A 20,770-nucleotide genomic window follows, 5' to 3' on the forward strand; every position below is an offset into this window, starting at 1 on the left:
AGCCGCATGGCGTCCGGCCCCCAATCGCAGGAGGCTGAGCCGGGGTAGAAAGGACAATGACGTCGCCAGCCTCGAAAGCGGGGCCCGTCCCATGTCCAATCGGAAAGGTTCAATCAGGGTGAGGCCATGACGGGTCCAGACAGTCTGAAGATGTCCGACAGGGTGGAGACCAAGGCCGCTGCCATTGCCGAGTGTCCATTCCGGATCGGCAATACCCCCTTCCGCAGGCTGCGCATTCCGCTGAATGGGCAGGTGCACGAGATCTGCCTCAAGGAAGAGCGGCAGAACGCCTTTGGCTCCATCAAGGACCGTGTCGCCTGGTACCTGCTCTTTCAGGCTCGGAAAGACGATTGCAATCTTCGTCACGTCGCCGATGCCTCGTCGGGCAATTACGGCTACGCGCTCGCCTGTATCGGCAGGGAGCTCGGCCTGGGGGTGACGATCGTAAGCTCCCCCTCGATCACGGCCTTCAATGCAGAAGGGATCCGGAAGACGGGCGCCAGGCTGATCATTGCCGATAGCGCGCCGGGCGAGAGCTCGAATGCGGCCAGGATGCGCGTTGCTGGCGAGACGGCCGAGCGCACTGGCGCCCGTTTCCTGAACCAGTATGCAAGCCCTCTCAATCCCGAGGCACATCGTGTCTGGACGGCGCCTGAAGTCTTCTCGGAAGGGCCGTTCCATGCCTGCTTCATGACATCGTCCTCAGGCGGGACCGGACGCGGCTTCTCCGACTATCTGGCCGAGACACCCGTCGACACACGCCTTTTCTTCGTCGAACCTTCGGGCTCGCAAGCCTTTCTGGACGCAAACAGCAATGCATCCAGCCCGAGCCTGCCCGGCTATGGCAGCGGCCGGCGATCGAGCTTTGCCGGCCTTGCCCACCCGCCTGACATGATCCGCGTGGACGAAGCAGCCGTTGTCGCCGCCTTCTCTCTGTTCCGGGATCTGGAGATTGCACCTGTCGGCCTCTCCAGCGTTGGAGTCGTGCTCGGCGCGCTTGAATGGCTCTCTACTCAGACCGAAGCAAGACGCGTGGCATGCATTTGTGCCGATGGCGCCGAGCGCTACCTGGAGGAATTCGACAGCCGTTACAGACCAGGCGTGAGCCAGGCGGTTTTCGAAGCCTGCCACCGCACGCTTAGCCCCTTGCTCGGAGCGCTCGTTCCTGACGTCTGAAGACCAGGCAGCCCGTACCTCTGACGAGAAGCATGAAAAGCACGGGCTGCGGCGATCCCCGGCGAGACACCCGCATGAGGCAGATCTCGCTCAAATTAGCGCAAAGTCGAGGCGCACGACCAGTCCTGGAGACCCGTTGCGGATGGTCAGATCAGCCTCGTGAGCGAGGGCAATCGCCTTTACGCTGTTAAGTCCCAGCCCATAGCCTGGAGAGGCACGATGGCGCGACCCGCGCGAGAAGCGGCTGGTCAGCGAGGGCAACTGGCTTTCGGGAACGCCGGGGCCATCGTCGGAAACCGTCAACGCCGCCTTGTCACCATGGCGGGCAAGGCGGAGATTGACAGTCGTGCCCGGCGGGGTGTGGCGAAACGCGTTTTCCAGCAGGTTGATCAGGGCCTGCAGGATCAGTTCCCGGTCACCCCTGATAGACAGGCCCGGCTCGACCGCAATCGTCAATTCGCGGCCGCAATCCTCCGCTACCGGCGTATAGATCTCGCCAATCAGCCCGGCCGTATCACTGAGGTCCACGGGCCCGAAATATTCACGCAGAGCGCCCGATTCCACTTCGGCAATCCGCAGCAGCGAAGCGAAGAGCGCCAATATGTCATCGGTCTGTCCGATACTGGCTTCGATCTCATGTGTATTGTCCTGACCGCCTTCAGAGAGGTTGCGGGCATTTTCCAGCCGGCGGCGCAAGCGGGATATCGGCGTGCGCAGGTCGTGGGCGATGCCGCTTGAGACCTGACGCAGGCTGGCAATCAGGTCGCTGTTTTTGTCCAGCATCCGGTTAAAGGTGACGGCAAGCTGTCGGAATTCATCATCGGCGCCATCCTCGGGCACCCGCTGGGTCATGTCGCCCGCAATGATCGCATGTGCCGTCCGGTTCATGCTGTCCAGCCGCCCCCGCATGAAGCGGGTAACCAGAATGGTACCAAGAATGCCGCCCGCCAGCACGATCAGCATGCCTGAAACCAGTATACCGATCGTGATGTGCAGCAACTCCTCGGAAGGCGCCATTTCCACCGCGACCGTCAGCCGACTTCCGTCCGACAGGACATGTGTCAGCGCACGCGCCGTGTGCAGGTCGTCGTTTCCGTCGGTAAAGCTGATCTCGCTCCACCCCGGAGCGGGCGGTGTGGTGCGCAGCTCTCCGCCGATCCTGTGACCGTCCCGGTCGACCAGCAGATAGCCAAGCGCATTGACGCCCCGGTCGTCGCGCGCCTGCAGAACCGTTTGCAGGAGGGGCACGCCGCCGCGCTCATAGGCGACAAAGAGATAGGCGCTTTCAGCCTCGATCCGGTCCTCCATCTGATCGCGCAAGAGGTCGTCGCCGAACAAGTAGACACCTGCCCCCACGATCAGGGTCACCAGCGTGTAGAATGCGATGAACAGCATCGAGAAATGCCGGAGGGTCAGGGCTGGTCTACGCATCGCTCTGGAACATATAGCCGACCCCGCGGATCGTCCTGATCAGATCGTCATTGAACCCGGCATTCAACTTCTGACGCAGGCGGCTCATATGGGTTTCCACGATATTGGTCTGCGGGTCGAAGTGGATATGCCAGACATGTTCCAGAAGCATGGCACGCGACACCACCATATCGGGCTGACGCATCAAGCGCTCCAGGATCTCGAACTCGCGCGCCTGCAGGACAATCCGCCTGCCCTCGCGCCAGACATCGCGGCGGATGCGGTCGATCTTGACCGTGCCAACGGCCAGCGTATCGCCGATCACCGCGCTGCCGCGCCTTGCCAATGCGTCGATCCGGGCGGCCAGCTCATCGAAGACGAATGGCTTCACCAGATAATCGTCAGCCCCTGCACGCAGCCCTCTTACCCGGTCCTCGATTGCGCCGAGCGCGGTCAGGATCAGCACCGGGCAGCTTTCGCCGCTGGTGCGCAAGTCCCTGACCAGATCGACGCCGTGCATATCGGGCAACATGCAGTCGACGATAACCACGTCGAAGCCTTCCGTCTCCGCCCGGCGCAGCCCCGCGCGCCCCTCATGCTCGATCTCGAGCGTCTTGCCCGCGGCGTCCAGTTTCTCGGCGAGATTGGTGGCGAGTTCGGCGTCGTCATCGATCAGCAGGATTTTCATGGTCGATTCCCCGGCAGCGCAAGCAGGCAGTCGCGTATGCCCATTACCGATGGCCGATCCAGCGAACCGATTGCAAGCCGCTCACGGCCCGGCATGCCTGCATCTCGTCAGAACATTGGGCACTCTCAATAATTCTATAGGCGGATACAGCGTGCGCCATCCCTATCTCCTCGTCTCGCCCGCCCAATCCGGACGGGCGACCGGCCCCGCGTCCCGGCCAACCGAGCCCGTTCGAGCGCTTGCCGGCGGTTACGTCCCAATCCTGTGAGCAGGTGTCGCCATGCATTTCGATTTCAACCTTTCCACGATGGACAGTCATCTGACCGATATCTGCATTATCGGCGCCGGTGTGGCGGCCATTACCATGGCGCGCCGTTTTTTGCGTGAGGGACGAACCGTTACCGTGCTGGAATCGGGCGGCCTGGATTATGAAAGCGGCCCCGCGAGCCTGAATGCCGGGCAGAATGTCGGCGAGGAGTACTATGCGCTGGACCATGCGCGGCTACGCTTCTTTGGCGGCAGCACGGCGATCTGGGGCGGGCGCGTCGCGGAACTTGATCCGATCGACCTCAAGCACCGCGACTGGGTACCTCATTCCGGCTGGCCCATCGACTATGCACAATTGCGCCATTACTATGATCAGGCGCGTCCGGAATTCGGTCTTCCGCTCACCGCGCCGCAGGCGCGTGACATGAAGCGTGCCGGTATCGCCATACCGGATTTCGAGGACGATGAACTGGCAGTGCGGACATGGCAGTTCGACCGTCAGTTCAACCGCTTCACCTTTCCCTCGTGCGAAGATCTGGTCGACCACCCGCGCTGCTCGATCATTACCCATGCAACCGTCACCGCGATTGAAGCCGAGGACAATGGCCGCAGTATAAAATGGGCGACGGTCCGTAGCCTGCACGGCAAATGCGCTACGATCCGTGCAAGGACCTTCGTGCTGGCCGCGGGTGGGATCGAGAACCCGCGTCTGCTGCTGGTCTCGAACACGGTGCAGACGAAAGGGCTGGGCAATGACCGTGATCTTGTCGGACGCTTTTTCATGGAACATCCGCATGCCCGAGGCGGGCGCGTCACCTCAGGAAAATTGTGGCGCCTGCTCAATGCCTTTGGCCGACGCCACCAGATTGACGGCCAGACCGTGGCGGCCCTGATCGCTGCCGGTACCGGGCTGCAACAGCGCGAGCGTACGCTCAATTCCGCGCTCACCATTGCGGGCAGACGCCCCGAGGACGGGACCCGGTTCATGGGGATGCGCGCCTATATGCGGCTAAAGCACGATCTTAGTCCGACGCGCCGGTCACGCATGTTGTGGAGGGTGGCGAAAAAAACGGCCAGCCGCGTCCAGAAGCTGGTCGATCCGACCCGCCCCTGGCTCCTCACCCGGCTGGGCCGGCTCGAAGCAGCGCTGGTCATCCGTGCCGAACAGGCCCCCAACCCCGACAGCCGCGTCATGCTGGCGAACGAGCGCGATACGCTGGGGGTTCGTCGTGTGCAACTGGACTGGCAGATGAGCGATCTCGACATCCATTCCGTCGACAGGCTGGTCCATGCACTGGGCCGCGAGCTGGAGCGCATCGGCGCCGGACGGGTGGACGCGGCGCCATGGCTCAACCGGGCAGAACGCCGATGGCATACCGATCCGCAAATCAGTGCGCATCCTATCGGGGGGTATCACCATATGGGAACCACGCGCATGGCGGACGATCCCTCGCGCGGCGTGGTCGACCGCAACGGCCGGGTGTTCGGGCTTGCCAACCTCTATGTCGCGGGCAGCTCGATCTTTCCCACGTCAGGCTGGGCCAATCCCACGCTGACGATCGCAGCCCTCTCCTTGCGCACGGCCGATCACATCCTTCGCAGCACGCAGCCAAAGCGTGCCGCCGACCGCCCCACTGGTGAACCAAAAGCAGAGACCGGGAAACCGGTCCTGATCCCGTGACCGGGGCGCAGGTCAGTGCAGCCTCACGCGCCGCCCTACTGGATTGGAAGGCCCCGTCCGAACAATAAGGGACATTGGTGAGGGTTTCCGCCCCGACGAAGCCGTCAATGTCCTTGTAGAAAACACCGATGGCAAGGCTGGAGAAGTCGCCGATATACCATTCGGCGCCGATATTCACATCGCCATTCACAGCAAGGGCGCCAAGGCTCGGACAGTTGATGTTCTGGGTGGCCGCCGCCCGTCTCGCCCGGTTCGTAAACATTCGGCTCGCCTGAAACGGCAGAATACGATGAGAGGAATCCGCGAGATTTATCTTGCGGCCGGGTTAAATTGGCAAGGACCGCAAATGAACAACCGACTCTGTCCGGTGCCGATCCGGCCCGAAGCCTTTCCGCGCCGCGGAGGTGAGCAATCCTTACTACCTCGTACCGCCCCGCCGTTTCCACCACAGCCAGATCCCCGTGAAGAAGAAAACCGGCAGGCTCATCCCGGCCAGAAACACCAGCCCCTGCCCCAGCGGACCGAGCAGCAAGTCCGCATGCAGCCGGGCGATTGCATGATGCCATTGTGTGGACAGGGCGGCCCGGTCGGCTTTCATCCCCATCAGCCTGAGCCACAGGAAAGGCGCAGCCAGCCAGACACCCGTCAGAGCCAACGCCATCAGCGGGATCATCGCCCAGGCGCCGAACACCCGGTGGGTCTGGAGCATCCATGCCCGTAAACCGCGCACACGCCGAAAGTAGAGGACACCGCCCAACCGGCCGGTTCGCGGCCACCACAGCCATGCGCCGGTACCGATCGACACCGCCAGCACAAGACCGATCACCGCCACGACTGGCCCGCCAATCATTGGCGACAGCAACAGGCCGCGATGAAATTCGATAATCCTGGCCAAGAAAAGATCCTGATAGATGAATTGGCCGCGCGGTTCGCCCGTCCACGGATCGATGAAGACCACTGCCATCGCATCCGGCCGGCTTTTTACACGGCCAAACACAGTGAGATTGGGCGTGTCGAAAAATCCCGCATACGGCGCGGCGACTCCCATCACAGGGGCAAGGTCAGATGAAGCCTCCAGCGCGGCCGCCTTCGCCGCAGCATCAGTGATGCGCGGCCCCGCCTCGACAGAAGTCTCATAAGCCGCCGGGCCGAGTTCCCAGCGCAAGATAGGCGCTTTGAAGACAAGCAGGGCCCCGGTTATGCCAATCGCCGCAACCAGGAGCCCCAGCCCAAGACCGATCCAGCGGTGGATCGCCAGCCATAGCCGCCGTCTTTTTTGCCGTCTGCGTCGTCTGTCCATGATCAGGCGTGCCGCAAGGGCGTATCGGGATCGTCGGACCAGGCTGTGTTGCCGTCTCGCGGGGTTACGAACAGCAAGCGCAAGTCTTCAGACACATGCGCGCGATGGGCTTCATCACGCGCCAACAGAAGCAGATCGCCCGCTTCGACAGCAAGCATCTCCTCCACACCATCATGCCGAACAGCCGTGAACTGTGCGGCCCCTTCGAAGATGTAGAGAAGCTCGTCGCCACCGCCATGACGCTCCCAAAAATGATCCGTGCTGCCAGCAGCAATGCGGGCAAGCCCGACCATGGAGGGGCCATCGCAAACATAGTCTGCAAGCATCATGGGCGCAGCAGCACTAAGCCCCGGGAGGAAGGAGTGGATGAAAATCCGTTTCATGGTGCGGTGATGTGTTCGACAGTCCCCGCCCGATAGACCGGCCCCTGCACCCGGTTCCCGGTTACGATATTGGTCTGGTATTGCTGGGTCACACCGTTGAGCGTGTCGGCTTCAAGCTCGACGCGCATCATCGCGAACCCGGCTGAATCCAGGCGGTCCGGCGTGGTCTCCCCCTCGAACAGCTTCTTCTTGCCTGCATCCGGCGCCACAGCGCGGACGCCGCCACTGACCGACAGGTCGAGGATCAGCTGATCATCACGCCACCGCCCCGATCCAGTCACACCGAGTTCTGCATCGTCAAGCGTCAGGGAGCCTGTCAGAAGGTAATCTCCCGCCGGCGTCTGCATGAAGCCGAGCCTGAGGTGGCCGTCCTCATCTGCCAGGCTCAGGCGCCACTCTTCCTCGCCGCGCCAGGCCAGCCCCTCTGCCGAGGAGGAGCTCTCCATTGTGATTTGCGCCACCGCACTATTGGCACTGGGGATCGCGCTCAGTGACAAGGCGGCCAGTCCGAATAGAAGCTGTCTCATTATTCTCCTCCCCAGCGATAGCGAAGCGTCGCCATTACGGTTCTCTCTGCACCGATGCCGCAACTGTTTGTCGAGCACCGGACATAATAGTCTTCATCGAAGAGGTTGCTGGCATTGAGGGAGACGCGCCAGTCGCCGAAATCATAACGCAGCATGGCGTCAATCACCGTATAGTCCGGCACGGTTATGGTGTTTGCCGCGTCGGCATATGTCTCGCCGACATATCGAACGCCACCGCCGAAACCGAGCCCGTCGAGCGGGCCGGAAGAGAGGGTGTAGTCGGCCCACAAGGCGGCGGTTTCTTCCGGTGAACCTGTTGGCGTCTGCCCGAGGGCTGTCATGTCGGTTGTGTGCGTCACCTCCAGATCAGCCAGCGTCAGCGAAGCGACGAGATTGAGCCCCTCGAGAGGGCTGGAAACGACTTCCGCTTCAAAGCCCTGAGAGCGGACCTCGCCCGTCTGGATCTGGTTCAGCGCGTTGTCAGGGTCCGTGGTGCGAACATTTGTCTGCGTCAGCCTGTAGCCAGCCAAGGTCAGATAGGTTCGCCACCCCGAAGGCTCGAAACGCAGACCGCCTTCCACCTGCTCACCTTCGCTGGGCTCATAAGGGTCGCCATAGAAGTCCGATCCCAGGATGGGATTGAAGGACGTCGAGTAGCTGACATAGGGGGTCATGCCCCAGGGGCCGCGATAGACCACACCGGCTCGCCATGTCGTAGCCTCATCGTCCTGGGACGTGTCGCTGGCGCCCAGCCGGTCCTCTGTTGTCGTATCCGACCAGTCCTGACGCAGGGCGGCTGAAAAGATCAGCCCATTGTCGAACCGCGCCTGTTGCTCGACATACAGACCGGTCTGATCGGACGATTGCAATGTGTCTGAAAATGGCGTCGTCGCCGGACCGTATGGCTGGCCGTAAACCGGGTCGAACACGTCAAGCGGTGCGGCCGGGCCTGCCTTGAGGTAATAGTCCTCACGCGTGTGGCGATAGTCGATCCCAACCATGGTTTTCATGTCGACATCGGCCATCTGCCAGTCACCGAAGACTTGGTTATCGGTCGCCCAGACATCGCCATCGATCCGGAAGCGGTAATAGGAGCGGTTGAGCAGCCGGCCATCGACGGCCGCCCCGCGCGCGCTCACCGTATTGCTGAGGAAGTCCGTGCTCGTATAGCGCAGGGCCGAGCGCAGCATCCATCCGCCGCCCAGCTCCTGATCCAGCAGTACGGCTGCCGCAAACTGGTCGCGGTGATTGTCGACGCCAGGTTCATCTGTATACAGATCACGGGACACCTTGCCGTTGGGGTTCGGCAGAAGCGTGCCCTCGATCGGCGCCCCGAAAGCCGGCGGACCGTACTCTTCATAGGAATAGCTGGTCAGCAGGGTTATCTCCGTGCCTGCCGCCGGTTCCCAGGCAAGCGCTGGCGCGATGAACAGCTTGTTGTCCGGGATCTCTTCAATCTGCGTATCGGCCTCACGCGCAAGCCCCGTCAGACGAACGGCAACGGCGTCGTTAAGCGGCCCGCTGAAATCGAACTGGCCCTGTATGCGATCGAAACTCCCGGTCTGAATTCCGACCTCATAAAGCGGCGTGTCGGTCGGACGCTTGCTGACCATATTGACCAGGCCGCCCGGCGCATTCTGTCCGTAAAGCACCGAAGCCGGCCCCCGCAGCACCTCGATGCGCTCAAGCCCGTAAGGCTCCGCCTTGGTGTAGGTCTGTGCGGTTGTCGCGCGCAGCCCATCCTGCAACACCCCCGTATTGGTGACATCGAAGCCGCGCAGCGAGATCCGGTCATAGCGTCCATTTGCCGGTGTCGACCCATTAGCCACGCCAGCCTGATAGGCAATCGCCTGGCTGACCGTCTGAATGCCCTGTGCGGTCATGAGCTCGCTGCCGACAATCGAGAGGGATTGCGGAACCTCGACCACAGGTGTGTCGCTCTTGCTGCCGGTCGCCGGGACGCGCGTGCCGGTCACGATAATCGTGTCCAGCTCCTCGCCGGCTTCGTCGCCAGCCTCTTGAGCATGCACGCAAGGCGCGGTCGCCAGAGCCAGGAAGGATACGGACCATACGGAAAAACGCCGCCGGCACCAGGCGGACGCGATAACTCTAAACACGGACAAACCTCGTTTCAGTCGGAAATACGATATCTGCAAATTACTCGCAGTCGCATTTCCGCGAAACGTCAGTGGCTTTCGCCAAAAACGACGAAGGCTTTCGCGAAAGCTCAGATTCTGAGGCTGCTGGGAACGATGCCGAAACGCCGCCGGAACGCGGTGGAAAAGGCCGCCGGTGTATACCCGACCCGCCAGGCCGCCTGCGATACGGTCCACTCACCGGCGGCAATCATCCGATGCGCCGCATCGAGCCGTGCCGCCTGGAGGAAGCTCGACGGCGTCATGCCGTAACGCGCCTTGAATCCTGTCGTCAGCTTTCGAATATTGAGCCCGACCTGACGCGCCAGCGTGGGCATGTCGGGGGCCTCGTCAAGCGATGTCAGCAAGATATGGCGGGCCTCTTCGAGGCGCTCCATATCAGCCGCCGACAAGGCGCCAGCCGGTCTGTCCGGCGTGTTTCGCCCCAGAAGATCGGCCGCGAGCCCAGCAAGCTCCAGCCCCTTCCCCGCCATATAGAGTGAGGCTGCATCGGGCCGCATTGGGCAGGTCAGCATCTGACGGCCAAGCCCGGCCAGCGCTTCGTCAATCGGTGCGCGAATGAGGCGGGGCATGGTGCGGCCGGCTTGCAGGCCCAGGCCCCTGGACGGCCCATCGAAAAAAGCCGCCCCGGTCTGTTGGTCGAAGCTCACCACGATATAGCGCAAGATCTCATCGGGCTGAAACGCCTGGCTTGCGAGATAGTCGCCGTCATTGACAACCGAACACAGACACGGGCCACTGATGAAGACCTCATCGCCATCCGGCAAACAGCAGTGAAGCTGCCCGCTCAGAAGCAGGATGAGCTTCACCCCCTTGTGCAGCGGTTCGGTCTCCACACGTGCGGAAGGCCGATAATTCGTCCCGCCGGAGACACAGACGCTCGTGGAGGCTGTATAGGACCAGGTGGAAGCGGCGGGCCCTCGCACACCGCTTTCGCCTGCCCCCTGGCGGCCCCTCATCGGCTGATCAGGCTGCAGCATGGCCGCCCCCTGATCCACAGGCGCGGATCGGACGCGCGAAAGAGCACCGTCCTATGGCCGGCCCCATCACGACATGGCCCGGACAGGCTTCGGCATAAGCTGCCTGGCTGACGAAACGTCAAAAGTCTTCAGTTCAGGTCTTATGAGCATGAGCTCATTATGCGCCCCACACTGCAATTGACAATCATTTTCAACCGCCTCCCGAAACGCCTCGTCCCGGCGTACACCGCGCATCCCCCGCAGAGACCAGGTGAATGCGCGGCGCCTTGGCTCCGGCCTCTACTACTCTGCCGGAACAGCGCTTCGCATGGCCTGTGCGGCCGCGACCAGATGCGCGATGGAGGACTTCACCTCCGGCCAGCCACGGGTCTTCAGGCCGCAATCGGGATTGACCCAGAGCCGCTCTGCCGGGACCACGCGGCTCGCTTTCCGGAGCAGGTCTTCCATCGCATCCGCATCCGGCACACGCGGCGAGTGAATATCCCAGACACCCGGGCCGATCTCATTGGGATATTCATAGGCGGCAAAGGCGTCTAGAAGCTCCATGTCCGAGCGTGAGGTCTCGATGGAGATGACATCGGCATCCATGGCGGCAATCGCCTTCATGATGTCATTGAACTCACTGTAGCACATATGGGTATGGATCTGGGTTTCGTCTCTCACGCCCGACGCTGCGAGACGGAACGCGCCAACGGCCCAATCGAGATAGGCTTCCCAGTCGGCCCGGCGCAGTGGCAGGCCTTCCCTGAGCGCCGCCTCGTCGATCTGGATCATGCCGATGCCGGCGGCTTCAAGATCCTGCACCTCGTCGCGAATGGCGAGCGCGATCTGGCGGCAGGTCTCCGAACGCGGCTGGTCATTGCGCACGAAGGACCAGTTGAGAATGGTGACCGGCCCGGTCAGCATACCCTTCACCGGCTTGTCCGTCAGCGATTGCGCATAACGCAGCCAGTCCACCGTCATCGGGCCCGGCCGGGAAACATCGCCAAAGATGATGGGCGGTTTCACACAGCGCGAGCCATAGGATTGCACCCACCCCTGCTTGGTGAAGGCGAAGCCGTCGAGCTGCTCGCCGAAATACTCGACCATGTCATTGCGCTCGAACTCGCCATGAACAAGCACATCCAGCCCAGCCTCTTCCTGATAGGCGATGCAGTCCTTCGTCTGCGCCTTCAGGAAGGCTTCATAGGACTGGTCATCCATGTCCCCGCGCCGGTTGGCAGCCCGGGCCTTGCGCACGTCCCTGGTCTGCGGGAAGGAGCCGATGGTCGTGGTCGGAAAGGTTGGCAGTTCGAAGATCTTTGCCTGCTTTACACGGCGCTCGGCATAGGGGCTCTGGCGCGTCAGGTCCGACGGCCCAACCTTCGAGAGGCGTTCGGCCACGGCCGGATTGTGGATGCGTGGCGATGCCTTGCGCGCCTTGTTCGCCTTGACGGAGGCATCGAATGTGTCGGCAACCGCCTCGCGGCCCTCGTTCAGGGCCGTGGCCAGAACGGCCACTTCATCGAGTTTTTGCCGTGCAAAGGCGAGCCAGCTCCTGAGTTCGTCGTCCAGCGTCTTCTCCTGGTCGAGATCGACCGGCACATGCAGCAGCGAGCAGGACGGCGCGATCTCGACGCGATCCGTTCCGATGGCTTTGACCGCGCGTTCGGCGAGGTCGAGACAGCTATCGAGATCTGCGCGCCAGACATTGCGCCCGTCGACCAGCCCAAGCGACAGGTGACGATCCGCAATTCGCGCGAGCACATCATCAAGCTGCTCCGGCGCCCGCACCAGATCAATGTGAAGACCGTCGACCGGCAGCGAGGTCGCGAGCGAAAGATTGTCACCGAGGCCGCCGAAATAGGTGGCGAGCATGAGCTTCGGGCCAGCCGCCGACAGCGTCTGCATGGCTGTTTTGAAGGCGTCCTTCTGCCTGTCTGACAGATCGAGCACAAGAACGGGTTCGTCGATCTGCACCCATTCGGCACCGGCATCCTTCAGCTTGCCGAGCAGTTCGGCATAGACCGGCAAGACCTCTTCAAGCAGGTCCAGCGGATCGAGACTTGGCGCCTTCCCCTTGCCAAGGCTCAGCCAGCTGACGGGCCCGAGCAGAACCGGCCGCGTGGTCAGCCCCATCTTCCTTGCCTCCTTGAACTCGTCCAGCGCCTTGCTGGAGGCGAGCCGGAAGCGCTGCCCCTTCGTGAACTCCGGCACGATATAGTGGTAATTCGTGTCGAACCATTTCGTCATTTCCATCGCCGGCGCCTCCGGCGTACCGCGGGCCATGTCGAAATAGGTGTCGAGATCGACATCGCCCTCGACCGGACCGAACCGCTCGGGCACCGCGCCCAGCGTGGCAGTCATGTCGAGCACCTGGTCGTAGAAGGAGAAGTCGTTTGACGGGATGATGCCAAGGCCGGCCTGGCGCTGGTGGCCCCAGTGGCGCCGACGCAGCTCAAGGCCGACCCGCTCCAGCTCGGCACGCGAAATCTCGTTTTTCCAATAGTATTCCGTAGCTTTCTTGAGCTCCCGCTTGGCCCCGATCCGGGGAAAGCCGAGATTTGCCGCATGGGCCATGTCCAGTCTCCTTGCTTGTTGAAACTGGCCTGAGCCTAGACAGCCTATCACATGACGAAAAATGGATTGTTTTCACGAACTCATGACGATACGTCATGTATATGATTGACACCCAATCCCTCTCCATTCTCCGGGAAATCGAGCGGACCGGCAGTCTGACCGCAGCGGCCGACCGGCTGCACATGACGCAATCGGCCGTCAGCCACGCCATGCGCCGGTTCGAGGAGCGCTACGGCGTCACGCTTTGGGAGCGAGAGGGACGCGGCATTCGGCTCACCCAGGCCGGAGACTATCTGGCCTCGCTCGCCAACCGGCTCCTGCCCCAGCTGGCGCATGCCGAAACCGTGCTTGAGGACTTCGCCGGCGGCGGGCGCGGCGCGCTGCGGATCGGTATGGAGTGCCACCCCTGCGAGCAATGGCTGATGCGGGTCATAACGCCTTACCTCGCTGCCTGGCCACGCGTGGACCTGAATGTCAGCACCGCCTTTCAGTTCGGCGGGCTGAGCGCCTTGCTCGGCCATGAAATCGATCTTCTGGTCACCCCGGACCCGCTGAGCCGCCCGGCGCTCAGCTATCATCCGGTCTTCGACTATGAACTCGTCCTGGCGGTCCGCGCCGATCACCCGCTGGCTTCGAAACCTCATGTCGAGCCGGAAGACCTCGATGCAGAGACGCTCATCACCTATCCGGTCGAGCGCGAGCGTCTGGATGTGTTCACGCAATTCCTTGTGCCTGCGGGACGGATCCCCCGCCGCCACCGCACGGTCGAAACCTCGGACCTGATGCTCCAGCTGGTCGCCGCCGGACGCGGTGTCAGCGCAATGCCGGACTGGCTGGTCAAGGAGTATGCCGGCGACACGCCCCTGCGCCCCGTGCGCATCGGGCGCGAGGGCATCGCCAAGAGCATCCATATCGGGCTGAGACGCAACGACGCCGGGACCGATTATATCAAGGGCTTCCTGAAGCTGGCCGAAACAGCGCCTGTCTAGGCCCCATCGATAATGCCGCGCCTGGCGCGAACAGAGACGTATCTCATAACCGCCCTCCCCAGCCTATCTGGACATTGAAGAGCCATTAGCCGCCTTGCTCCGTCTGCAGCCCTGTATGCGCTCCCTTGATGTGCGAATGAATTGCAATTACAGGCCCTTCCAGGAGTTTTGCCCAAGGGGATGTGCCGTGAAAACGATTGCTCTGAAGTCTGTTCTGTCCACCGGCGTCGCGCTTCCCCTCCTCCTGTCCGTCATAAGCCTGGCCGGCCTCATTGCCGCGCTGCTGATCGATGGCTGGCCCGACGCTCTTGCGGCGCTTGCCGCGGGCGCCGGCCTGCTCGGTCTCGGCTGGGCTCTAGTCGCCAATTCGTGACGCTTATCGCCCCTCGCGGATAAGCGTGCTCTGGTCAGGGGGCGAGATCGTCAGGCTGCTCGCCCCGACGGGTTATCTTGGCCCCACCACGAGCGGATACAGCAATACGAACCCCGCGAGAACCGCAGCCGTCGCCGGCCATTTCCACACGCCCATTCCGTTCCATGCCAGGCGGATCGCGCCGGGCCCACCTTCGCGTGTCTTCCGGACCAGACGCGCGGCATAGATCGCCACGCCGGACACAGCGAGAAAGGTCAACGCAAGCCCAAAGACGAACCAGATCAGCTTTGTCCAGTACCCGCCGAAATATCCGAAATGCAGCGGATCGGCTGCCTCCGAGATGCGCTGGTGCAAGCTGAGCTCTTCTCCATGCCGCACGGCCAGGACCTCAGCTGTGGCCGGTTCGGTCCAAACCGCATTGGCACGGGGACGCACAAGAATGGCGTCAGCATGCCCTTCGAAGCGGAAGGCCTGCCCCGGACGGGTCGGAAAGATGATCCGGTCGAGGGCAAGGCCGGGGAATTCCTGCCGGGCGACGGTGAGGCTGGGTGGCAAGGCAGTGGCGGCCTCTGCCGGCGCGATGACCGTCTCTGCCTTTTCCGCCACGGCTGGCGGGGCTTGCAAGCCGACGCTCTCTGCAAAATACCACACCCCCGTCACAGCCATCAGGAGAACAAACCAGAGCGACCAGACTCCGGACAACCGGTGCAGGTCGCCCAGCGCCGTGCGCGCATTGCGCCAGCGTATCGGTCGGAAGAAACCGCGCCACCAGCGTTTGTAGACGACAAGGCTGGAGAAAAAGCTGGCCAGGAGCAGGAAGGACAGCACCGAAACAAGAGGCACGCCGATATCGAGCGGCATGTTCAGATGCCGGTGCATGTTGCGCAGGATGCGCTGGGCGCCGACCCAGGACTGCACACCCTGGATCTCTCCAGTGGTCGGGTGCGCATTGAGGAAAGCAAGCGAGCCGTCAGGCCGGGTAATCGTCACCTGAGCAGCGAACGCCCCAGCTTCCGGCGCATCGATCGAGCGGATCGATGCGGTCTCCGGCTGCGCCAGGGCCGCCGTTGCAATGGCTTCCCAGTTCGTCTCACCCTCGACCGTAGCCATGTCGACCCGAAGGCTCGGATGGAACAGCCAGTCAATCTCATGCGAGAGGACGGCAAGCGTGCCCGTTGCGAAGATGAAAGTAAGCAGGATGGAAAGCTTCAGCCCGGCCCATTGATGAACCAGCCACCACAGGCGTGCCCGTTTCGGCCACGCCCAGCGCCACAGCTTCGCCCTCGTCTGCTCCATCAGAAATGCCGGCTAAGCTCCACGAATGCGGTGCGCGGTCGGCCCGGAAAGTGTCCAGTGCGGTCGATGAAGCCCGAGGACGCATAGGTTTTGTCGAAGATGTTGTCGACGCGCAGCATCACCTCCCAGTCTTCATAGGAATAGATGATCGACCCGTCGAAGACGAAATAGGGTTTGACGCGCTGGTCGCTGATCGACCGGCGTTCGGAGACATAGTCGCCACCCAGCGCCACGGCGAGACCAAGCGGCCGGAACTGGTAACGCGTCCAGAAGCCGAGCTGGTGTTTCGGCGCATTCGGGAAACGGTCGCCGACATTCAGGCTGAAACCGCCTCCGCCATTGTCCTTGGTGATCTTGGTGTCGTTATAGGCATAGTTCACGACAAGCACCCAGTCGGGCGTGAGGTCGGCGGAAAGATCGGCATCGATCCCCTTGCTGGTGACTTCCCCGAAAGCGACGAAATCATCGACCCCGTCGCCGCCTGGATCACCTGCCGGATCGGACTGAAGCACATTCTCGCGCTTGATCTGGTAGACTGACAGGCTGGACTGGACGGCGCCATCCAGCAGCGCCGTCTTGATCCCGGCTTCATAGATGTCTCCCGTTAGCGGGTCGAACGGGCCGCCGGCCAGCGGATCCTGTTCGGCAATGCCCTGCGGCTCAAAGCTGGTGGCATACTGTCCGAAGAAGGAGAACTCCTCCGTTACCCGGTAGGTGAGGCCAGCGCGCCATGTCCAGGCATCGCCATCATAGGAATTGCCCTGCATCTCGTCCTTATAGTCGTCATAGCGTCCGCCAACGACCATCACGAGCGGGCCAAGCGTCGCCTCTTCAAGGAGATAGAAGCCGGCTCGCCGGGCGCTGGTCGGGCGGTCATCCGGATAGATATAGCTGAGGTCGTAGGTCGAGGGATCGGTCTCGCCATAATTGGGATCTTCCAGCCGCAACGGCGTCGGCAGCCCTGGCGTCTCGGTCGTCGTGCCGCGGGCCCGGTAATAGTTCAGCGTGCCGTCGTCGGTGTAATAGTCCATACCGGCGAGCACGCGGTTGTCCACGGGGCCGAGATCGGCCGACCAGATCGCATTGGTGCCAAGCGACAAGCTTTCATAGGTGCGAAACTGGTCGCGGAATTCACGAATGCTGGAATCAACTTCGCCGTCGCCATCGGAGTCGAACAGCCCACGTGGCTCGTGATATTCTTGGCTTTCCTCGGCATCGATATACCGCGCCCGGAAATCGAGCGATAGGCTTTCCGACGGGCTGAGTTCCAGGATGGTCTGCAGGACATTCGAGTCGAGGGTCAGGAAGTCGCTCGCCTCATTGTGGTTCCAGCGCCGGTCGGCAATGAAATTGCCCTCATCATCGGTCGGGACCCCGCGCAGCCGGTTGCCGCCAAGATCGATATCATAATGGGTTGCCTGAACGGTGAACGCGCCGAGATCGAACGTCTTCTTGAGGGCGGCTTCGAGGATCAGGGTCTCTTCATCCGCATTCCAGCGGAAATCGTCGCTGTCCTCGTAAAATGCCCCGGCGCGGAAAGCGAGATCGTCGGTGATCGGCCCCGTCGCCTCGATCGACCCACCATAGCGCTCCCGGTTGCCTACGACACCGCGAAGCTCAACCGAGCGTTCGAATTCAGGCTTCTTGGAGACATAATTGAACAGGCCGCCAGGCGCGGTCTGGCCATAGAGCATCCCCGCTGGCCCTTTGAGGAATTCGACCCGCTCGATATTGAAGGTCTGCGGCACGGAAAAGCCGGAATACGGATCCCCGCGCAGCCCGTCGTAAAAGTTCTCCTCCTGGCGGAACCCGCGGGCGGTTACACCAGCATAGCTGAACACCGACACGCCGGAAATGTTGCGGTAGAGATCCTGAGCGGTGCGCGCGCCCTGGTCATGGATCAGGTCTTCGGTAATGACCGTAATCGCCTGGCTGGAAGCCAGCGGTTCGGTCGGCAACTTGCCCGATGTGGTTTCCCTGACCCGGTAGAGTTCCTCCGCGCGCCCGGTCACGATGATCACATCCTGATAGGCCGGCTCAGCCTCCTCTACCGTGCCGGCTTCCTGCGCCGCCATAGGGGCGCCGGTGAGACAGAACAGACAAGTGGCTGTAGCGAGACGTTTGCAAGACATAGGGCTTCCTTTTTGCGACGCCCCGCACTAATGCGATGCATTCTCATTTGCAAGTCGAGTTTGAGGCAGATCAAGCTGTCGGAGGCAGAAGCCTCGCCCACGCGTGACATACGCTCACTTCCCCCAGATTTGGCGGTTTCCATTGCCGTCTCGCGTTTAAGAGCTGCGGGGTCTGATGCTTATCCCCGCCCCCTTCGCTGCTCCCTTGCACCGGGGCGCATCCCTGAAGACGAGAGAGACAGAAAAACCATGGCCGCAACAGACGGAAAAAGCCGCAAGGAGAAGATCCGCACAAGCATGAAGCCGGGGATCGTCGTTCTGGTGGGCTTTGTCCTGCTGTTCGCGCCGCTGATCGAGAAGGCGCTGCAGACCCGGGCGCTTGCCTCCGGCGAGGTCACAAGGGCGCGGATCATCGGTCTTAATACCAGCTCCGCCGGCTCCTCGGGGACGACCTCCCTGGCCTATATGTTCGAAGCGAACGGCCGCACCTACTGCACGAATGGGGAGCCCGTGTCCGAGGGGGCGGACCCGGAAGCAGTGTGCAAGAAACGGTTCACGCCGGTGCGCCAGCACACCTTTCGCAGTGTGCACCCCGGGGCCAGCGTCACCGTGGTCTACGACCCGAACGATCCGCGCCGCTCGCGCCTGATCGAGCCGGTCCTGCCGCCCCATTACTGGATTCTGGCCGGGCTCTTCCTCATGGGCGCAGCGGGGCTCGCCATCTATGTGATCTGGCGCGGCCCGCTCGGCGTACAGAAGGGTGAAGAGAATCAAGGCGGAGCGGCCTGAGCTATCAGCGCCGGCAGACAACAAATGACCAAGGCCTTCAGGGCGCCTTTGCACCACAGCCATTGCAGCAGAGGCCGTGCACGCACGTTTTCCTGCCACGTAAAAAAGCAGTGGACTGCCGTTTGGCCAGAAAAGGCTAATGGTTTGGCAACCTCATACCGACAGTATCCCTCTTTGATGGTTACGGAGACAGTTCCCACTCCACCGGTCGGCTCATGAAACTCGCAGACGACATCAAGAGCATCTCAGACCTGCAGGCGATTATCGACGTGATCCCGCTGCCCGTCTTCGTGAAGAACCGCGCGCATCGCATCGTTCTGCTCAATGAGGCCGCTTGCGACTTCTTCGGCCACTCCCGTGACGTCCTGCTGGGCTTTTCCGACTATGACCTCTTTCCCGACGAGGAAGTGGAGGTCTTCCACGCCGCCGATGACCGGGTGTTCGAGGAAGGCGTGCTTTCAGAGAATGAAGAGCAGGTGACCGATGCCTCGGGCCGGCCTCGCACGGTGATAACCTGCAAACGCCGCGTGCGCCTCAACGAGACACCTTTTCTGGTCGCGACCATCACCGATGTCACCGCCTATCGCGAAGCCGAAGCCCATAACCACTATCTGGCGTTCCATGACACCCTGACCGGCCTGCCGAACCGGGCCCTGCTCAATGAGCGGATCGACCAGGCCCTGCTGCGCCGGAAGCGCTCGAACGAGGCCGGCACCCTGCTCTATATCGACCTTGACCGCTTCAAGGAGATCAATGACACGCATGGCCACCAGGCCGGCGATACGCTGATCCGGGGCTTTGCCGAACGCCTGACAACGCTCGTGCGCGCGTCTGATACCGTCTCGCGCCTGGGCGGCGACGAATTCGCCATCCTGCTGAATGACCGCGGCCAGCAAGCCGATGTCGATCTCATTTGCCGCCGTATCCTCGACGCCGCCGCAGAGCCATTCGTGATCGAGGAAGCCAGCGCCTATGTGACCGCTTCGGTTGGCGTTGCCGACATAGTCGATGGCATCAGCAATGTCGAACTGCACCGTCGGGCCGATGTGGCGCTTTACCAGGCCAAGCATGAAGGCAAAGCCTGCTATCGCCGCTTCACGAAAGCGCTTGATGAGAAGATCCAGCATCTGCGGAAGCTTGAGAGCGATCTGCGCGAAGCGCTCGCCACCGGGACCGGTCTCGAGGTCCATTATCAACCGCTTTTCAGCACGGCAGGCGAACGGCTTTCAGGCATGGAAGCGCTCGTACGCTGGCGCCATCCGGAGTTCGGCCTCCTCCTGCCCGAGGCATTCATTCCCGTGGCAGAGGATTCGGGCCTGATCGTGCCGATGGGCAAGTGGGTTCTGAAGACGGCCTGCACGATGATGGCAGACCAGCCCAGCCTCAGGCTCGCAGTCAACCTCTCGCCGGTCCAGCTACGCGATGACAATATGGTCGGCGAAATCCTGGATATTCTGGACGAGACGGATTTCGCCGCTTCCCGGCTGGAGCTAGAGCTGACCGAGAGCGCCATCATGGCAACCGATCAGCCAAGCCGGGACCGCTTGAACAGGCTGCGCGATGCAGGCGTGAAAGTCGCCCTCGACGATTTCGGGACGGGCTATTCGAGCCTGACCCACCTGCAGAAGCTCGATGTCGACAAGGTGAAGATCGACAAGTCCTTCGTCGAGGATATCGGCACGCCCGGCGAGTCCCAGGCCATTGTGCGCGCCGTCACTTCGATTGCGCGTGTACTGAAGATCCCGGTCACGGCAGAGGGCGTCGAGAACATGCGCCAGCATGACCTGCTGCGCCTCATCGGCTGTTCTGAAATGCAAGGCTTTCTCTATTCGAAACCGCTCAGCACCGAAGACACAGAGCGGTTTCTGGCCGATAAATCCAGGTGGACACACGTCGCGTAAAACTGCCCCTGCCCGCCACAGCACACAGAAAAACCACCAAGAATAGTCTGCATACAGATGCCCTGCTGGCCGACCATTGTGCGCAGCAACAAAACTATCAACAATCTTTCGCAAGCTTGTCACCCAGGCATGATCAGAGCCCCCGTATCGCTGATGGGGAATG

The 20,770-nt window shown here is 62.1% G+C and carries 16 protein-coding genes; 6 read left to right on the forward strand and 10 right to left on the reverse strand.

From position 1 onward, the window contains the following. The first annotated feature begins 126 nt into the window (after positions 1 to 126). On the forward strand, positions 127 to 1,176 hold the full coding sequence (locus B8784_RS05485) for a pyridoxal-phosphate dependent enzyme (protein ID WP_084396593.1): 1,050 nt from the start codon (positions 127 to 129) through the stop codon (positions 1,174 to 1,176). A 90-nt stretch (positions 1,177 to 1,266) separates the two neighbouring features. Here B8784_RS05485 and B8784_RS05490 read toward each other — a convergent pair whose 3' ends face one another. Both B8784_RS05490 and B8784_RS05495 read right to left on the reverse strand, forming a co-directional pair. After that, positions 1,267 to 2,607: a HAMP domain-containing sensor histidine kinase gene (locus B8784_RS05490; protein WP_084396594.1), complete on the reverse strand. Its 1,341-nt coding sequence runs from the start codon at positions 2,605 to 2,607 to the stop codon at positions 1,267 to 1,269. After that, positions 2,600 to 3,274, reverse strand: coding sequence for a response regulator transcription factor (locus tag B8784_RS05495; protein WP_084396595.1), 675 nt, complete (start codon positions 3,272 to 3,274; stop codon positions 2,600 to 2,602). Before B8784_RS05495 ends, B8784_RS05490 begins: the two co-directional genes overlap by 8 nt. A gap of 280 nt (positions 3,275 to 3,554) precedes the next feature. Here B8784_RS05495 and B8784_RS05500 point away from each other — a divergent pair, with 280 nt between their 5' ends. After that, entirely contained in the window at positions 3,555 to 5,222 is a 1,668-nt protein-coding gene (locus tag B8784_RS05500; RefSeq protein ID WP_084396596.1) for an FAD-dependent oxidoreductase, read from the forward strand. A 418-nt stretch (positions 5,223 to 5,640) separates the two neighbouring features. Here B8784_RS05500 and B8784_RS05505 read toward each other — a convergent pair whose 3' ends face one another. From B8784_RS05505 to metE, 6 genes are all read right to left on the reverse strand, one after another. Next, positions 5,641 to 6,522: a PepSY-associated TM helix domain-containing protein gene (locus B8784_RS05505; RefSeq protein WP_084396597.1), complete on the reverse strand. Its 882-nt coding sequence runs from the start codon at positions 6,520 to 6,522 to the stop codon at positions 5,641 to 5,643. Between the two features lie 2 nt (positions 6,523 to 6,524). Further along, entirely contained in the window at positions 6,525 to 6,905 is a 381-nt protein-coding gene (locus B8784_RS05510; protein ID WP_143435312.1) for a cupin domain-containing protein, read from the reverse strand. Then, the gene (locus tag B8784_RS05515; protein ID WP_084396599.1) at positions 6,902 to 7,432 is read right to left on the reverse strand and encodes a hypothetical protein; all 531 of its coding nucleotides are present in this window, start codon (positions 7,430 to 7,432) and stop codon (positions 6,902 to 6,904) included. The genes B8784_RS05510 and B8784_RS05515 overlap by 4 nt, the downstream gene beginning before the upstream one ends. Next, the gene (locus B8784_RS05520; protein ID WP_084396600.1) at positions 7,432 to 9,462 is read right to left on the reverse strand and encodes a TonB-dependent siderophore receptor; all 2,031 of its coding nucleotides are present in this window, start codon (positions 9,460 to 9,462) and stop codon (positions 7,432 to 7,434) included. The genes B8784_RS05515 and B8784_RS05520 overlap by 1 nt, the downstream gene beginning before the upstream one ends. Before the next feature lie 197 nt (positions 9,463 to 9,659). Beyond that, complete coding sequence (locus tag B8784_RS05525; RefSeq protein WP_084396601.1) at positions 9,660 to 10,568, reverse strand: helix-turn-helix domain-containing protein; 909 nt, start codon at positions 10,566 to 10,568, stop codon at positions 9,660 to 9,662. A gap of 282 nt (positions 10,569 to 10,850) precedes the next feature. Continuing rightward, positions 10,851 to 13,127, reverse strand: a complete 2,277-nt coding sequence (metE, locus tag B8784_RS05530) for a 5-methyltetrahydropteroyltriglutamate--homocysteine S-methyltransferase (protein WP_084396602.1) — start codon at positions 13,125 to 13,127, stop codon at positions 10,851 to 10,853. 101 nt (positions 13,128 to 13,228) lie between these two features. Between metE and B8784_RS05535 the strand changes: the two genes are divergently transcribed. Together B8784_RS05535 and B8784_RS05540 are read left to right on the forward strand one after the other, a co-directional pair. Next, positions 13,229 to 14,116, forward strand: a complete 888-nt coding sequence (locus tag B8784_RS05535; protein WP_084396694.1) for a LysR family transcriptional regulator — start codon at positions 13,229 to 13,231, stop codon at positions 14,114 to 14,116. A 187-nt stretch (positions 14,117 to 14,303) separates the two neighbouring features. Then, the gene (locus tag B8784_RS05540) at positions 14,304 to 14,489 is read left to right on the forward strand and encodes a hypothetical protein (RefSeq protein WP_084396603.1); all 186 of its coding nucleotides are present in this window, start codon (positions 14,304 to 14,306) and stop codon (positions 14,487 to 14,489) included. Positions 14,490 to 14,561: 72 nt separating this feature from the next. On the opposite strand, the gene B8784_RS05545 is transcribed toward B8784_RS05540, so the two are convergent. Together B8784_RS05545 and B8784_RS05550 are read right to left on the reverse strand one after the other, a co-directional pair. Beyond that, on the reverse strand, positions 14,562 to 15,785 hold the full coding sequence (locus B8784_RS05545) for a PepSY-associated TM helix domain-containing protein (protein WP_084396604.1): 1,224 nt from the start codon (positions 15,783 to 15,785) through the stop codon (positions 14,562 to 14,564). After that, positions 15,785 to 17,917, reverse strand: coding sequence for a TonB-dependent siderophore receptor (locus tag B8784_RS05550; RefSeq protein WP_084396605.1), 2,133 nt, complete (start codon positions 17,915 to 17,917; stop codon positions 15,785 to 15,787). The genes B8784_RS05545 and B8784_RS05550 overlap by 1 nt, the downstream gene beginning before the upstream one ends. Before the next feature lie 249 nt (positions 17,918 to 18,166). Between B8784_RS05550 and B8784_RS21555 the strand changes: the two genes are divergently transcribed. Together B8784_RS21555 and B8784_RS05560 are read left to right on the forward strand one after the other, a co-directional pair. After that, a complete protein-coding gene (locus B8784_RS21555; protein WP_158085594.1) occupies positions 18,167 to 18,706 on the forward strand; it encodes a DUF3592 domain-containing protein in 540 nt (179 codons plus the stop codon). A gap of 215 nt (positions 18,707 to 18,921) precedes the next feature. After that, a complete protein-coding gene (locus B8784_RS05560; protein ID WP_084396607.1) occupies positions 18,922 to 20,607 on the forward strand; it encodes a putative bifunctional diguanylate cyclase/phosphodiesterase in 1,686 nt (561 codons plus the stop codon). Positions 20,608 to 20,770 lie beyond the last annotated feature (163 nt).

The organism is Henriciella aquimarina (assembly GCF_002088975.1).
Taxonomy (GTDB): domain Bacteria; phylum Pseudomonadota; class Alphaproteobacteria; order Caulobacterales; family Hyphomonadaceae; genus Henriciella; species Henriciella aquimarina.